General features: G+C 70.7%; 7 protein-coding genes. 6 read left to right on the plus strand and 1 reads right to left on the minus strand.

Translation table 11 applies throughout. From position 1 onward, the window contains the following. The first annotated feature begins 206 nt into the window (after positions 1-206). From ACZ50K_RS11765 to trxA, 4 genes are all read left to right on the plus strand, one after another. Positions 207-1,238 (plus strand): LacI family DNA-binding transcriptional regulator, encoded by a 1,032-nt coding sequence (locus ACZ50K_RS11765; RefSeq protein ID WP_468900866.1) that lies wholly within the window; start codon positions 207-209, stop codon positions 1,236-1,238. A gap of 103 nt (positions 1,239-1,341) precedes the next feature. Further along, positions 1,342-2,535, plus strand: a complete 1,194-nt coding sequence (locus tag ACZ50K_RS11770) for a thiolase family protein (protein WP_468900869.1) — start codon at positions 1,342-1,344, stop codon at positions 2,533-2,535. 199 nt (positions 2,536-2,734) lie between these two features. Continuing rightward, a complete protein-coding gene (locus ACZ50K_RS11775; protein ID WP_468900871.1) occupies positions 2,735-4,174 on the plus strand; it encodes a benzaldehyde dehydrogenase in 1,440 nt (479 codons plus the stop codon). Between the two features lie 82 nt (positions 4,175-4,256). After that, complete coding sequence (gene trxA / locus ACZ50K_RS11780) at positions 4,257-4,625, plus strand: thioredoxin (protein WP_468900873.1); 369 nt, start codon at positions 4,257-4,259, stop codon at positions 4,623-4,625. Between the two features lie 93 nt (positions 4,626-4,718). On the opposite strand, the gene ACZ50K_RS11785 is transcribed toward trxA, so the two are convergent. Then, positions 4,719-7,952, minus strand: coding sequence for an FG-GAP-like repeat-containing protein (locus tag ACZ50K_RS11785; RefSeq protein ID WP_468900876.1), 3,234 nt, complete (start codon positions 7,950-7,952; stop codon positions 4,719-4,721). Positions 7,953-8,481: 529 nt separating this feature from the next. Between ACZ50K_RS11785 and ACZ50K_RS11790 the strand changes: the two genes are divergently transcribed. Both ACZ50K_RS11790 and ACZ50K_RS11795 read left to right on the plus strand, forming a co-directional pair. Beyond that, complete coding sequence (locus tag ACZ50K_RS11790) at positions 8,482-16,398, plus strand: ricin-type beta-trefoil lectin domain protein (RefSeq protein ID WP_468900878.1); 7,917 nt, start codon at positions 8,482-8,484, stop codon at positions 16,396-16,398. Further along, the gene (locus tag ACZ50K_RS11795; protein WP_468900880.1) at positions 16,395-16,700 is read left to right on the plus strand and encodes a hypothetical protein; all 306 of its coding nucleotides are present in this window, start codon (positions 16,395-16,397) and stop codon (positions 16,698-16,700) included. The genes ACZ50K_RS11790 and ACZ50K_RS11795 overlap by 4 nt, the downstream gene beginning before the upstream one ends. The last annotated feature ends 6 nt before the right edge of the window (positions 16,701-16,706 follow it).

The following is a 16,706-nucleotide window of genomic DNA, read 5'->3' on the forward strand; positions in this document are numbered from 1 at the left end:
TGCGCGCCGCCCTGTCGTGACGGCGGGGGTGCGACGGAACACGACAGGGCGACGGCACGGCGGGACACGTGGAGCGGCACCATCCGGTTTCCGGGGTGTGTCGCTCTGGTTACACGTGTCAATGACTCGTGTAACCACTGTGTAGCATCCGTTTCCGGCCATCCGCTAGACCCCGGGACCGACGGGTCTGGAAAGATTCCAGGGCAATGAAGTCTCAGACACCGAAGTCGCCCGAGCCGGCCGCGCCGCCGGCCGCCGTCCCCACCAGCGCCGATGTGGCCCGTCTCGCGGGTGTCTCGCGCGCCACCGTGTCGTACGTGCTGAACAACGCCGAGGCCGTCCGGATCAGCGAACCCACCCGCAGACGGGTCCGCGAGGCCGCCGAGGAACTCGGCTACGTGCCGCACGCCGCCGCCCGGAGCCTGCGGGCCGGCCACACCCGGATCGTGCTGCTGCCCACCTCCCACGTGCCGGTGGGCCCGCTGTACAGCACCTTCCTCAACGAACTCCAGTGGGCGCTGCGCCGTCTGGACTACACCGTGGTCCAGTACGGCAGCGTCGGCCTCACCGGGGACCAGGCCGCCCGCGCCTGGGCCGAGCTGCGCCCGGTCGCGGTGATCTCGCTCGGTGAGATCGGGCTGAGCGCCCGCAACGTGGCCACCCTGAAGCGGGCCGGCGCCCGGGCGGTCATCACCCTGGGCCCGGACCGGGTGCCGGGGGCGCACGCCCTGCTGATGGACCAGCAGGAGGTCGGCGCCCGCGCCGCCGCGCACCTGGTGGAGCGCGGCCACCGCCGGATCGGGGTGATCGTCCCGGAGGAGGACGGTCTGGAGCTGTTCTCCGCCCCGAGACTGGCCGGCGCCCGCGCCGCCGCCGGCCCGGCGACCGTACGGGCCGTCCCGATGCGCTACACCGAGGAGTCGGCCGGGGCCCTGGCGGCCCGCTGGCGGGAGCTGGACCTGGACGCGGTCTACGCCTACAACGACGAGTACGCGATGCTGCTGATGCGGGCCCTCCAGGACCAGGGACTGCGGATCCCCGAGGACGTGGCGGTGATCGGCGCCGACGACCTGCTCCTCGGACGGCTGCTGCGGCCCAGGCTCAGCACCGTACGCATCGAGATGCCCGGCGGGGACCTGCTCGCCGAGCTGGTGGACCGGGTGGTCCGGGAGCCCTCCCAGACCCGGGAGCAGCACGACCTGATGTCCGCCCGGGCCGTCCCCCGCGAGTCCAGCTGAGGGCGGCCGCCCCCACCGGGACCCCGTTGACATGCGGTGATCGCCCGGCGGAGACTGCGGACGGCGCGCCCCGCACGGCGCACCCCCGACTCAGGAGACAGCCATGCCGTCCATCCGCGACGTGTACGTCGTCGACGCCGTCCGCACCCCGATCGGAAAGTTCGGCGGAGCGCTGGCCGGGGTCCGGCCCGACGATCTCGCGGGGCACGTGGTCCGCGCGCTGGTGGACCGCAGCCCCGCGCTGGACCCCTCCCGGATCGACGACGTGGTCTTCGGCGACGCCAACGGGGCGGGCGAGGACAACCGCGACGTGGCCCGGATGGCGGTGCTGCTCGCCGGGCTGCCCGTGACGGTCCCCGGGGTCACCGTGAACCGGCTCTGCGGCTCCGGTCTGGAGGCCGTGGTCCAGGCGGCCCGGGCCATCGCCCTCGGCGACGCCTCGGTGGCGATCGCGGGCGGGGTGGAGTCCATGAGCCGGGCCCCCTGGGTGGTGCAGAAGCCCGAGCGGGCCTACCAGGCGGGGCCGCAGCAGATGTGGTCCACCACCCTGGGCTGGCGGATGACCAACCCGAGGATGCCCGAGGAGTGGACGGTCGCGCTCGGCGAGGGCGCGGAGCTGGTCGCCGACAAGTACGGCATCACCCGGGAGGCGCAGGACGCCTTCGCCCTGGACAGCCACCGCAAGGCCGCCGCCGCCTGGGCGGACGGCCGCTACGACGGTGAGGTCGTCCCGTACCCGGGGGTGGACCTGCTCCGCGACGAATGCGTCCGGGAGGGCTCCACCCTGGAGGCGCTGGCCCGGCTCAAGCCCGCCTTCCGGCCGGTCGGCAGCGGCACGGTGACCGCCGGGAACGCCTCCCCGCTGAACGACGGGGCGGCCGCGCTGCTGCTGACCGACGAGGCCGGGCTGGCCGCCGTCGGCCGGGAGCCGCTGGCCCGGATCCGGTCCTCCGCCGTCACCGGGATCGAACCGCAGCTGTTCGGGCTGGGGCCGGTCGAGGCGGTCTCCCGGGCCCTGGCCAAGGCCGGCCGGGAGCTGACCGACCTGACCGCCCTCGAACTCAACGAGGCCTTCGCCGCGCAGGCGCTGGGCTGTCTGGCGGCCTGGCCGGAGCTGGACCCGGCGGTGGTCAACCCGCGCGGCGGGGCCATCGCCCTCGGGCACCCGCTGGGAGCCTCCGGGGCCCGGCTGGCCGGCTCGGTGGCCCACCAGCTGGCGGCCGCGGGCTCCGGCACCGGCCTGGCCGCCCTGTGCATCGGGGTCGGCCAGGGCATCGCCCTGGTCCTGGAGCGCTGAGCGGTCCTGGAGCGCTGAGCCGGGCGGCTCCGGGAGGTCTCCGCGTTCTCCGCCGGGACACCGCGCGGACGATCGTTTCCGGTCACGGCCGGCCCCCAACTGCCCGATAACGCAACGGTTTTGGCAACTCCGGCTGGCTACGATGACCCCTGCCCACCCCCCGCGCCCCCCGTCATCGCGCCGCCCCGGAGGCACAGCCATGCCCCTTCTCGACCCGACCATCTGGCAGGACGGACCGGTACTGACCGGCGGCACGGCACCGGTGGTCGAGCCGGCGACCGGGCGCACCCTCGCCACCCTCTCCCTCGCCGCCCCGGCCGATGTCACCGAGGCCGCCGTCCGCGGCCGCGACGCCCAGACCGCCTGGGCGCACACCCCGCACCCGGAGCGGGCGGCGGTGCTCCGCCGGGCCGGCGACCTGTTCGCCGCCCACGCCGGGGAAATACGGGACTGGCTGGTGCGGGAGTCCGGCTCGGTCCCCGGCAAGGCCGAGTTCGAACTGCACGTGGCCGCCCAGGAGTGCTACGAGGCCGCCGCCCTGGCCTCCCGCCCGGCCGGGCAGGTGCTGCCGAGCGAGGCGCCCCGGCTCTCGTACACCCGGCGGGTGCCGGCCGGGCTGGTCGGGGTGATCGCCCCGTTCAACGCCCCGCTGATCCTGTCCATCCGCTCGGTGGCCCCGGCCCTCGCCCTCGGCAACGCGGTCCTGCTCAAGCCGGACCCGCGGACCGCGGTCTGCGGCGGGCTGGCCCTGGCCGCCGTCTTCGCCGCGGCCGGACTGCCGGACGGCCTGCTGCACGTGCTGCCCGGGGGCGCGGACACCGGCCGGGCGCTGCTCACCGAGCCCGGCGTCCGGGTGATCTCCTTCACCGGCTCCACCGCCACCGGACGGGCCGTCGGAGAACTGGCGGGCCGTCACCTCAAGCGGACCCACCTGGAGTTGGGTGGGAACTCGGCCCTGCTGGTGCTGGCCGACGCCGATCTGGAGGCGGCCGTCGGCCAGGCCTGCTGGGGCACCTTCTTCCACCAGGGCCAGATCTGCATGACCGCCGGACGGCACCTGGTGCACTCCTCCCTCTACGACGAGTACGTGGAGCGGCTCGCCGCCAAGGCCGAGTCCCTCGCGGTCGGCGACCCGTACCGGGAGCAGGTGCACCTCGGACCGCTGATCGACCGGGCGCAGCGCGACCGGATCCACGCCCTGGTCGGGGCCAGCACCGAGGCCGGCGCCAAACTGGTGGCCGGCGGCACCCACCGGGACCTCTTCTACCGGCCCACCGTCCTCGCCGGCGCCGACGACGACACCCCGGCCTGGACCGAGGAGGTGTTCGGTCCGGTCGCCCCGGTGCGCTCCTTCACCACCGAGGACGAGGCGGTGGCACTGGCCGCCGCCGGTCCGTACGGGCTCGCCCTCGGGATCGTCACCGCCGACCTCGGGCGGGGCCTGGAGCTGGCGGACCGGATCCCCACCGGGATCGCGCACATCAACGACCAGACGGTGAACGACGAGGCGGTGGCGCCCTTCGGCGGGGTCGGGGCCTCCGGGAACGGCGCCCGGTTCGGTGGCGAGGCGAATCTGGAGGCCTTCACCGAACTCCGCTGGACCACGGCCCGCCGCACCCCGCCGACCTGGCCGTTCTGAGTGCCGCCCGGCATCCGCGGAATGGATCCGGGGGCCCGCTCGTTGCAGAAGCAGTAACACCACACACGGAGGTCAGGACACAGTGGCTACAGTCGAGCTCACGAAAGAGAACTTCGACCGGACGGTCAGCGAGAACGAGTTCGTCCTGATCGACTTCTGGGCGGCCTGGTGCGGTCCGTGCCGGCAGTTCGCCCCGGTCTACGAGAAGGTCTCCGGGGACAACCCGGACCTCGTGTTCGCCAAGGTGGACACCGAGGCCCAGCCCGAGCTCGCGGCCGCCTTCGACATCAGCTCCATCCCCACCCTGATGATCATCCGTGACCAGGTCGCGGTCTTCGCCCAGCCCGGCGCCCTCCCCGAGGCGGCCCTCGCGGACCTGATCGGCCAGGCCCGCGGTCTGGACATGACCGAGATCAAGGCCAAGATCGCCGAGGAGCAGTCGAAGGGCTGACCGCCGCCCGCCGCCCGCCACGCCCTGAACATGCGCCGACGCCCGGCCGGAATCGCTTCCGGCCGGGCGTCGGCGCGTACGGGTGGAGGGGGGTTACCCGAAGGCCTTGAGCCCCGCCCACTCGGTGCCGAGCACGGCCTGGACTCCGGGCCGGGTGTCGGTCTTGGTCGGGTGGTAGACCCAGACCTGGCCGCCGATCATGGCCCAGATGTCGGGGATGCGGTCCCCGTTGACGTCCGGGGTGCTCATGACCAGCGGGAGGTCGGTCTTGGTCCACTTGACCCCGTAGATCACGTCCGTCGCGTCGCGCGAGGCGGCCGCCGTGGAGAGGGACATCACGTCGGTGCTGCCCGCGACCGCACCGGGCTTGCCGTGGCGGAGCCAGAGGTTGCCCGCCACCGGGCTGCGCCAGATGAGGTCCGTGACCCCGTCGAGGTCCACGTCGGCGACGGTCAGCAGCTCGCGGTCGGCACCCCAGACGTCGGGGTTCATCAGGGTGGCCTTGCCGAAGGCGCCACCGGTGTAGCCCTCCAGGGCCCAGAAGGCGGTGCCGGTGCGGAGGAACAGCTCGGGGCGCTTGTCCCCGGTGAGGTCGCCGACCGCCAGGATCTGCGTCCACTGGGACGGGTCCGGGACCTCGGCGGGGACCTTGACGCGGATCCGCTTGTCCACGTTGAAGCTGCCGTAGCCGTCGCCCGGGTAGATCCAGAGGCCGCCGTCGGGCGTGCGGGCGAACAGGTCGGTGGTGCCGTCGCCGGGGTAGACGTCGCTGCGGTGGCTGATCAGCGCGGTCTTGCCGGTGGCCGGGTCGAACCAGTGGCCCTTGGGGTTGAGGGTGCCGTCCGTGGTGTAGGAGGCGGCCAGCGAGCTGAACATCTCGCCCCGCTCGTCACCGGGGATGGTGACCAGGTCGCCCTTGGCGTCGATGGCCAGCAGGTCGGGGCGGCCGTCGCCGCCGACGTCGCCGGGACCGTCGGCCTCCTGCCGGGGCGGCAGGTAGAAGACGTAGTCGGTGCGCTGGCTGACGTTGCCGACGGCGTCGAGGGCGTGGACCAGCAGGGCCACCGGGCCGGAGTGGGTGGGCTTGAGGTCGGGGATGCTGACCTCGCCGTTGACCGCGGCCACCTCCTTGACGTTCAGACCGGCGAAGGAGTAGCGGAACTTGACGGCGCCCTCGGCCTTGAACTTCACCGGGCCGGTCTGGCCGAACCGGACCGTGGCCCAGGTGGCGCCGTCGGGGGTGGCGGGCTTGAAGATCTCGCTGGTGACCTCGGGCGCGGGCGGGCCGCTGGCGTCCACCGTCACCCGGCAGGGCTGGCCGCTCGGATAGACGGCGGAGGTGACGTTGACCGAGTCGACGGCCTGCACGTCCCAGTTGTAGACGCCCTTGTCGACCAGGGAGGTGGTCGGGATGGTGGTGGAGGCGCGGCCGTCGGCCAGGGTGGTGGCCTCGATCCCGGTGGCCGGACGGGTGGTGCCGTCCTTCCAGAACCGGAAACGGATCTTGGAGAGGTTGCCGTCGTCGTCACGGGACTGGGCGGCGAGCACCAGGTTGGCCTTGGCGACGACGGTCCCGGCCGGGGCCTGCACGCAGGCGCCGCCCGGGTTGGAGGTCACGCTGCCCGGGGTGGCGGGCGGCCGGTTGTAGACGACCTCCAGCTCGGCGGTGTCGGCCTTGAACTTGCGCCAGGTGAAGGTGTCGTTCTCCTCCGTGGGCTGGGCGCGCAGGCCGAGGGTGAGGTCACCGGCTCCGGCGGTCGCGGCCGGCTGGGCCGCCTTCATCACGTCGAAGCCCACGTAGGCGTCGGCACAGCCCGTCTTGTAGCCGAAGGCGAAGCTGTTGGTGGCCTGGAGGGCGATCCAGGAGGGCTGCTTGTTCCAGGTGGTGCCGGAGGAGATCGCCCCGGTGTGCTCCAGGCGGTAGGTGCGCTTGGTGCAGGACCAGGAGTGGTTGTTCAGGACCCGGAAGGTGGCCGAGGTGAGCTGGGCGCCCTTCAGGCTCGGGTCGAAGCGCATCCGCCAGAACGCGCGGGCGGTGCCGTTGGTGCTGTCCTCGTGGCCGACGCGGGCCTCGGCGGTGCCGTCGTTGTAGTTGGTGCCGTTGAAGAAGGAGCTGTTCGGGTACGGCTTGTAGGCGGTGGTCCAGGCGGTCTCGCCGGTCTTCATCGTCGGGTCGACGAACAGCGGGAACACCGTCTCGGCGGCGGTCAGCAGACCGGTGGCGCCGAGGTCCAGGCGGAGCGTGGCGTCGGAGCCGCCGTCGCCCTGGAGGGCGAGGGGCAGCGGGGCCTGCGCGGCCCCCGGCTCCATGCCGGCCAGGCCGGTGAGCCTCAGGACCTCGGCGGGGCCGCCGACGGCGGTGCGGACGGGGGCGTCCGGGTTCTCGGGGTCCTTGCCCGCGGAGTCCCAGGCGAACGGGGTCGGGACCGAGCCGACCTCTTCCTTGGTCTTCGCGTCCAGGACGGCGATCCGCTGCGAGGCGGCGTCGTGCCGGAAGACGGCGGTGGCCGACTTCAGGCCGTAGGAGAGGCCCTTCAGCCCGGGCTGGGCCGCGGCTTCCTTGGTCTTGACGATGAGGAGCTGCCCGAAGCCGCCCTCCCGCTTGGCGACCAGCAGCAGGTCCACGCCCGGCAGCACCTCCGGGTAGAGGGCCCGCGGACCGTCGAGGACGGGCTCGGGGAGGTCACCGGGCCAGGTGAAGGCCACGGTGTGCCCGCCGAGTTCCGCTTCGGCCAGCACGCTGACCTGTGCCGGTACCGGCGGGGACACCGGCCGGACGGCCTGCGGGGCCGCGAGCTGACCCGAGGCGGCGATCGGGATGGAGCCGCCGGTCTGGGGCTCGGGGGCCGAGCCGTTCCCGGCCCGCTTGTTGCCGCCGGAGAAGCGCACCGGCACCACGGCGTTGCGCGGACGGACCGTCAGGCCGCCGGCCTTGTTCGCCCCGTTTGCCTTGGCATCGACGACCAGCTTGGTGTCGATCGGCGCCCACCGGCCGTCGGCGGTCTTCGCGCGCTGCGGCAGCGCGGATATCAGGCTGCGGGTCTTTCCGTCGGGCCGGGCCCAGGTCAGGGTCGTGGCATCCGTCTCGGTCTCGACCGGAACGTCCTTGCCGGTCCGACGGGCCTCCGCCGCGGCGGTCTTGGCGTCCCGGGGGCCGACGGCCGCCTGCCGGGCGTCGGCCGATCCCTCCGCGACGACCTCGGGCGGCGATTCGGTCGGAGACCAGGTCAGAAGGGCTGCGGCCAGGGCGGCCACGAGCAACCCCAGGGTGGTGGTCAGCCGGGCGCGCGTGCGCACGAAGGGGCCGACCAGGCGGGTCAGATTCACTGCGGTCTACTCCCGTGAGGGACAAGCGGAATGGGGACAGCACAAACAGCCCCGGACGGCAGACCGTGGGGCAGAGGCGCGCACACGATCACACGTGGCTGACGGTGCGTCCACTCGAATAATCTTTGCGGCTTCGTTACGAAGCCTTGACGGTTCCCGAGGGTTACCTCTGCAACCAAGGATCTTGACTAGATAGCTGACAGCTATGAGCCGGAATTTACCCATTCCGTACGACGGCATGGGTGTATGGCACCACATTCCCGACATTGACGATTGGTCGCCGCCTGGGGCATTCGGTGGCGTGACCCAACTCACGGAACCGAAATCCACGTGACTCTCCGTGTGATTGTCAATCCCACGTGACTGTTCGACAGTTCTCCGGCGCGCGCCGGAGCGACCGCGCGCGCTCGCGGCCCCATAGCCGTGGGCAAACCCGTGCTCTTTAACATTCCGTTTGAAGTCCTGGTGGGGGTAGCCGCGCATGCGTGCCGCAAGTCCACTGTCATGGCGGGGCCGTGGACGCCCAGCCATGACGGAGTCCATACGACGACGCCGGCGGCTGAGCCGCACCGGCGTCGTCCTCGCGTTGTCCACGGTGCTGACCGTGACCACGCTCACCGCGCAGTCCTACGCGATTCCGGGTGACAGCCTCACGCGCGAGCTGAAGCTGCCCGACCTGCCCGAGCAGGATCCGGTCGAGGCGAACAAGAACGCGGAGAAGGACCTGACCACGGCCGACAAGGTGCCGGTCGTCCCCTACACCCCGACGAACGTGACGCCCTGGCAGCAGGACGTCGGCACCGTCGACCTGACCGACGTGGCCCCCGGCCAGTCCGTCAAGGTCGCCGACCTGCCCGTGTCGCTGGGCGTGCCCGCGGGCACCGACCCGGCCGCGCTGGACGGCCAGTGGCAGGTCTCGGTGGCCTCGCCGGAGACCTCCCAGGAGGTCGGCGTCGCGGGTCTGATCATGCGCGTCACCCCGCCCGCCACCGCCGACCCGGCCGCCTCCGTCGCCATGTCGGTGGACACCAAGCCGTTCGCCGACCTCTACGGCCCGCAGGCCGCCGACCGGTTCGGCCTCACCCTGCTCCCCGAGTGCGTACTGACCTCCCCCGACAGCGGTGAGTGCGCTCCCGCCGACGGGGGCGGCACCACCCCGATGCTGGGCGAGGAGCCGACCGGCGGCCCGCAGTTCGAGCGGCTGGCCAGCGAGGTCAAGGCCATCCCGAACGCCGCCTCGAAGAAGGCCCGCGGGGCCTCCGCCAAGGACTCCGCCACCGGCCGCGTCCTGACCGGTTCCGTCCCGGTCGCCTCCCTCTTCGGCGACCAGGTCTCGCGCAGGCCCGTCGGCGAGGCCGAGGGCGGTGCGGAGGGCGACGAGCCCCGGAGTACCGGCGGGGACCCCGTCGACACCGCGGACGGTGTCGCCGAGGGCCGCACCGCCGCGCTGACCGCCGGCCCCGAGACCGGCACCGGCCAGGTCGTCGGCGCCATGGACACCGGCGCCTCCTCCTCCGGCGACTTCACCGCCACCCCGCTGCTGTCCTCCGGCTCCTGGGCCGCGGGATCCTCCAACGGCGCCTTCACCTACTCGTACCAGGTGCAGGTCCCCGAGGCCCCCGGCGGTCTGACCCCCAAGGTCGGCCTCGGCTACTCCTCGCAGTCCGCCGACGGCCGCACCTCCGCCTCCAACAACCAGGCCTCCTGGATCGGCGACGGCTGGGACTACAACGCGGGCTCCATCACCCGCACGTACACCAGCTGCCGCCAGGACTCCCAGAAGGCCGGCTCCAACAACAAGACCCACAAGACCGCCGACCTGTGCTGGGGTTCGCAGAACGCCACCCTCTCCCTCGGCGGCTCCACCACCGAACTGGTGTGGGACGCGGACAAGGGCACCTGGACCACCGGCAACGGCGACAACTCGCGCGTCGAACTGCTGAAGAACACGGACCTGAAGAACGGCGACGCCGACGGCGAGTACTGGGTGGTCACCACCAAGGACGGCACCCGCTACCACTTCGGTCTGAACAAGCTCCCGAACTGGTCGGACAAGGGCACCTCCAGCGTCCTGGACGACGACCCCACCACCAACTCGGTCCTGAACGTCCCCGTCTACGGCAACCACCCCGGTGAGCCCTGCTACAAGGCGGGCGACTGGAAGAACTCCGGCTGTGTCCAGGGCTGGCGCTGGAACCTCGACTACGTCGAGGACGTCAACGGCAACGCCATGTCCCTGTGGTGGCAGAAGGAGACCAACCACTACGCGAAGAACTTCGACTTCAAGGCGCCGGTCGTCTACGACCGCGGCGGCTACCTGACCCGCATCGACTACGGCCAGCGCAAGGACACCCTGTTCTCCGCCGAGGCCATCGGCCGGATCCAGTTCAAGACCGCCGAACGCTGCTTCGACGAGGGCACGGTCACCTGCACCGACGCCAACTTCGAGGCGAAGGACCCGGGCAAGTTCCGCATCTGGTACGACACCCCGGCCGACCTGCGCTGCGGCCCCGCCGTCCCGAAGGTCAAGTGCTGGAACGCCGGCCCGTCCTTCTTCTCCCGCAAGCGCCTCGACTCCATCGTCACCTCCGCCCAGCGCCTGGAGACCACCAGCGCCCGCCAGGTCGTGGACGAGTACCAGCTCAAGCAGTCGTTCCCGGTGCTGAAGACCGGCGCGAACACCGCCCTCTGGCTGGAGTCCATCACCCGCACCGGCTACGACCGCAAGGGCACCACCGACGCCAAGGTGACCCTCCCGGCGGTCCGCTTCGAGCACAACGTCGACGACATGCCGAACCGCGTGCGGCAGGGGGAGCAGGACTTCACCCCGGGCTTCTCCCGTCTGCGCATCGGCCGCGTCATCAACGAGCACGGCGGCGAGACGGTGGTCACCTACCGCGCCCCGAAGGACGAGTGCGCCACCGGCACCGGCCTGCCCACGGCGGCCGACAAGGAAGCGCTGAAGAACAACGCGCGCCTGTGCTACCCGACCTTCTGGCACCCGGACCCGGAGAAGGAGGACACGATCTCCTGGTTCCACAAGTACGTGGTCGAGAAGATCGAGGAACTCCCCAACGTCGACGGCGCCTACGCCAACGCGACGGGCTACGAGTACACGAACCCCGGCTGGAAGCTCGCGCAGTCCGAGTTCACCAAGCCGGCCACCCGCACCTACTCCCAGTTCGCCGGCTTCGAGACGACCACGGTCACCACCGGGGTGAAGGGCTCGGAGGAGGCCGGCCAGGAGAACCCCCTCACCGGCAGCAAGCGCACCAAGGCCGTCACCCGCTACTACCGCGGTCTCGGCGACGACGTCTCCGTCAAGGACGTCACCGGCACCGAGATCGGCAAGGACCGCGAGCCCTTCGCCGGCCGGGTCGCCGAACAGCTCACGTACACCGACCCCGACGCCGCCCCGGCCGACTGGGTCTCCCGCAGCACCACCACCCTGGAAGCCGTCGAACTCGCCAAGCGGGTCCGCGGCGACGGCCTCACCGACCTCAAGGCCTGGCGCGTCCAGGAGCCGGTCGAGCGCGCGTACACCAAGTCCTCCGGCACCGGCGACGACAAGCGCACCGAACGCGTGGTCGAGACCCGCACCGCCTACGACCCGGTCTACGGCCTCCCCACCCAGGTCGACGTCCTCGGCGACACCGGCAGGACCGGCGACGAGGCGTGCACCCGGTCCGAGTACCAGCACCAGGTCCAGCGCAACATCATCGGTCTGACCAAGCAGGTTTCCACCAGCCCGACGTCGTGCCAGGCGGCTCACTTCGCCAACCTCAAGACGCTCACCTCCAGCCAGCGGTCCGCCTACGACGGCAAGGCCTGGGGCGTCGACCTGGGCGCCGACACCCGTGCCCAGGCGACCGAGCACTGGACGCTGAAGGCCGACGGCACCGGTTTCGAGTCGACGAGCACCGCCTCCTTCGACGCCATCGGCCGCGTGATCCGGACCACCGATCCCGAACAGCGTGCTTCCACGATCACCTTCCAGCCGGCCACCGGCCAGGCCTTCAAGGTCATCGAGAAGAACCCGCTCGGACACGAGGAGACGCAGGAGGTCGAACCGGGTCGCGGCGTCGCCCTGCGCACCACCGACACCAACGGCCGGGTCAGCCTGGCCACCTTCGACCCGCTCGGCCGGCTGGCCGAGGCCTGGTCCGCGGGACGGGCCCCGGGTGGCGGCGCGGTGCCCGACTTCCGTGCGGAATACGCCCTGCAGGAGGGCAAGCCCCCCTACGTCACCACGTACACCCGTGGCCACCAGAACAAGATCGACACAGACGTCACCCTGTACGACGGCCTCGGCCGGGAAAGGCAGTCCCAGGAACAGGCGCCGGGCGGCGGCCGGCTGATCACCGACACGCTGTACAACAGCTCCGGCGAGATCTGGCAGACCAACAACGCCTACTACACCGAAGGCCGGCCCCGGGGCGAGCTGTTCACCCCGCTCGCCGACACGGCCATTCCGAACGTCACCCGGTACACGTACGACAGCGCGGGCCGTGTCCTCCAGGAGATGCCCGTCCTGAAGGGCGTGGACAAGCCCCTGCGGGCCACCCGCTACGAGTACGGCACCGATCACTCCACGGTGATCAACCCTGCCGGTTCCCCGTCCTACCGGATCTACTCCGACGCGCTCGGCCGCTCCACACGGGTCGACACGTTCACCGACGCGGGCCGTCAGTCGTACACCTCGATGCGCTACGAATACGACGCGCGCGGTGACATGGTGAAGGCCTTCCACTCGGAGGACCCGACCCACCCGTGGACGTGGACGTTCGACATGCGCGGCCGCATGGTGGCGTCCACCGACCCCGACGCGGGCACGGGAAGCGCCACCTACGACCGGCTCGACCGGCGGGTCACGAGCACCAACGCCCGCGGCATCACCACCTGGACCGGCTACGACGAGCTGTCGCGGCCCAAGCAACTCCGCCAGGACGGTCCCACCGGCACACTGCTCGCCGACTTCGCTTACGACACCGTCCCCGGCGCCAAGGGCATGCCGGCCTCGGCGACCCGCTACACCGACGGACTGGCGTACACCCAGAAGGTCAACGGTTACACCGACGACTACCAGCCGACGTCCACGACTCTGACCCTGCCCCAGTCCATGGCGGACACCTGGGGTCTGCAGCCGTCCTACACCTACGAGTACAAGTACACGGACACCGGCCTCCTGGACGAGGCGACCATGCCCGCCGTGGCGAAGATGGCCGCCGAGCGCATGGTCATCCGCTACAACGAGGACGGCCAGGCCGAATCCATCTCCGGCAAGGACTGGTACGGCGCGGAGACCGTCTACTCGCCGCACGGCCAGATCCTCCGCTCCACCCTCGGAGCCCAGCCCTACCGGGTCTGGTCCCAGTCCTCCTACGACGAGGCCAGCGGTGAGCTCACCGACCAGCAGGTCTTCCGTGAGCAGACCGGTGACACCTCCGTCGTCAGCGGGAACCTGGTCTCGCACCGCTCGTACTGGTACGACGGCGCGGGCAACGTCACCTCGATCCGCGAGCGTTCGCTCGGCATCGAGGAGCGCCAGTGCTTCACCTACGACCCGCTCGGCCAGCTGAAGTCCGCCTGGACCTCGGGTGACCAGGCGTCCTGCCTGGCCGGCCCGAAGGGCCCGGACGGCAAGCCCACCGTCGCGGAGGGCAAGGACAAGGCCGGCTACTGGCAGGAGTACGAGTACGACCTGCTCGGCAACCGCACCAAGCTGACCGAGCGCAACCTGGCGGGCGACACCGCCAAGGACACCACCACCGAGTACGCGTACGGCAAGGGCGCCGACAAGGCCCAGCCGCACACGCTGACCAAGGTCACCAAGAAGTACACGACCCCGGCCGGCGCGCAGGTCACCACGGAGGCCGAGCGCCTCTACGAGCTGACCGGCGAGACCAAGTCCGTCACCTCCACCGAGAACGGCGACAAGCAGGCGCTCACCTGGACCTTCGACGGCCAGATCGAGCGCATCACCGGGTCCGGACAGAACGGCAAGACACAGTACGTCGGTCCGGCACAGAAGTGCATCGACCTGCGTCAGGGCCAGGCCGTGGCGAACCAGCCGGTCCAGCTCTACGGATGCAACGGCACCGGCCCCCAGCGCTGGAAGTTCACCCCGGTCCCCAAGCAGCCGGACGCCAACCTCGGCACCCTGTCCGTGTTCGACACCTGGTGCGTACAGCCGACCGGCAACACCGCCGGCTCCGCGTTCCAGGTCCAGAAGTGCGACGGCTCCGCGGCCCAGCAGCTCAAGCGGAACTCCGCCGGCCAGCTGACGCACGTGGCATCGAGCCTGTGTCTGGCAACGAGCGGTGGTGCGACCACCGATTCCACCGCGCTGGTCCTCGCGACCTGCTCGGCCTCCTCGGCCGCGCAGCTGTGGGAGCCGCAGAACGACACCCGCCACATCTACGGCCCCAACGGCCGTCTGCTGACGATCCAGGGCAAGCAGGCCACCCTGTATCTGGGCGAAACCCAGGTCACCCTGCAAAAGGGCGGCGTCCTGGTCAACACCCAGCGCACCTACACCGTTCCCGGTGGCGCGGTCATGCGCTACAGCTACGGCAACGGTGCGGAGCAGATGGTGGCCCTCACGGGCGACCATCAGGGCAGCCCGCACGCGGAGGTCGTCCTCAACGGCGGTATGCAGGTCCGGATCCGCAAGCAGGATCCGTTCGGCAACGAGCGCGGGGCCGACACCGGCGGCGGGAACATCCAGACCGCCAAGGGCTACCTCGGCTCGCCCCAGGACGAGGCCTCCGGGTACGAGATCCTCGGCGCCCGGATGTACGACCCCACGGTGGGACGGTTCCTCTCCGCGGACCCGGTCCTGGACGTGACCGACCAGATGGCGGTCAACGGGTACACCTACGCGCACAACAACCCCGTCACCCTGTCGGACCCTTCGGGCCTGTCGGTGTCACTGACCCCGTCGGAGCTCGCCGCGGCACTCGCGGGTGTCGGACTGAGCGCGGCCGACGTCGCGCAAGCGCAGTCCGACATGAACAAGAGCCTCACCGATGTGATCCTCGGTGCGGCGTGGGGAATCCTCTCCGAGTTCACGGGTCTCGGCGCGGCCATGCGGTGCTTCGGCAGGGACCTGTGGGCCTGTCTGGATGTCTTCTCCGACCTGATCCCGCTCAAGAAGATCTACAAGCTGGGCAAGGTCCTCGACGGAGTCCGCAAGACGTTCAAGGCGATCGAGGCCTGGAAGTCCGCCAAGAAGGCGGCCGAGAGAGTGTTGTCCATCGCCAAGGCGGCTGAGAAACGCGCCTTGGAGATGAAGAAGAAGGCCATTGAGGACGCCAAGAAGAAGGCCGCCCAACTGGCCAAGAAGAAGGCCGACGAGGAGGCCAAGAAGAGAACGAGCCAGGCCGCCCTCGCCAGGACGAAGAAGACCGGAAACAGCAACCACAAGCAGGCGCAGGCCAAAGCCAACCCGAAGGCGTCCTCGGTACGTTCCGTAGCCGGCGGTAAGCCGAAGGCGTCCAACGCGGGGACCGGTGGAAAGTCCGGTGCCAGCTCGCGCGGCAACAGCGGATCCAGTGGATCCGGTGGCGCGGGCAAGCCGGACCGGTGCAACAGCTTCGTACCCGGTACGAAGGTCCTGATGGCCGACGGCTCTGCCAAGTCCATCGAGGACGTGCGGGTCGGCGACCAGGTCGTCGCGACGGACGAGGAGTCCGGCGCGACCCGCACGGAGACCGTGACCGCCGAGATCAAGGGCAAGGGCCTCAAGAACCTCGTCACGATCACCGTGGACGCGGGCAAGGGCGGAAAGGCCGGCTCGGCGACCTCGGACATCACGGCGACGGACGGACACCCCTTCTGGGTGCCGGAACTCCGCAAGTGGGTGAACGCGAAGGACCTCACGCCGGGGCAGATGCTCCGTACGAGCGCGGGCGTCCTGGTCCAGATCAAGGCCGTGGCCAGGTGGACCGCCGCGGACGCGCCGGTCTTCAACCTGACCGTCTCCGACAAGCACACGTACTACGTGCTGGCGGGTGTCGCCCCGGTCCTCGTCCACAACTGTGGCAAGCGTCCTGACGGCCCCGACCCCGAACGCAACATCGTCTATCGTGCGCTGGAGTACGGCGACGATCCGGCGCAGGGGTTGAACGCGAGGGATCCCGACAACGAAGGCGTGTCGTATCTGTCGCACGTGGCGGGCAAGAAGGCCACCCCCTGGATCTCCGCGAGCTGGGATCCCGACATCGCGTTCGACAAGTACAATGTCCGGAACGCGCTCGGGGTGGTGGCGATCGATCTCAACCTCGTTCCCCTCGGCTATGCGGACATTTCCGACGGCGGCGGTATCACCAGCCCGAGGCACCGGGCCTATGCCAGGAAGGACAGTGAAGTCCTGATCTGGCAGCACATCCCGGCTGAGGCAATCGTCGGGCACTGGCCCGGAAAGTCACCTGCGAAAGCGACATGATGATGAGTGAACTCCTGGAACAACTGGACGAAGCCTGGGACGTGGATTCCGGCTTCCTCGGGAAGCTCCGGTCCGGTGACTTCGACCCTGAGGCCGGAGAGGCGTACGTGGAGCTGCTGAAGCAGATCCCGCCGCTCGGCGAGACGGTGGAATCCCGGCTGGTGGAGCTCATCTGGTTCGCGCCCATGTTCATCGAATGGCAGATGGAGCGGGCTACTCGGGACGAGGACGAGCGCAGGCAGCTCACCGATATCGCCACCGAGGTGCACGAGACCGTTTCCGACCTGTTGGGCAGGCCGTGACCGGAT

The organism is Streptomyces sp. NPDC033845 (assembly GCF_055576225.1).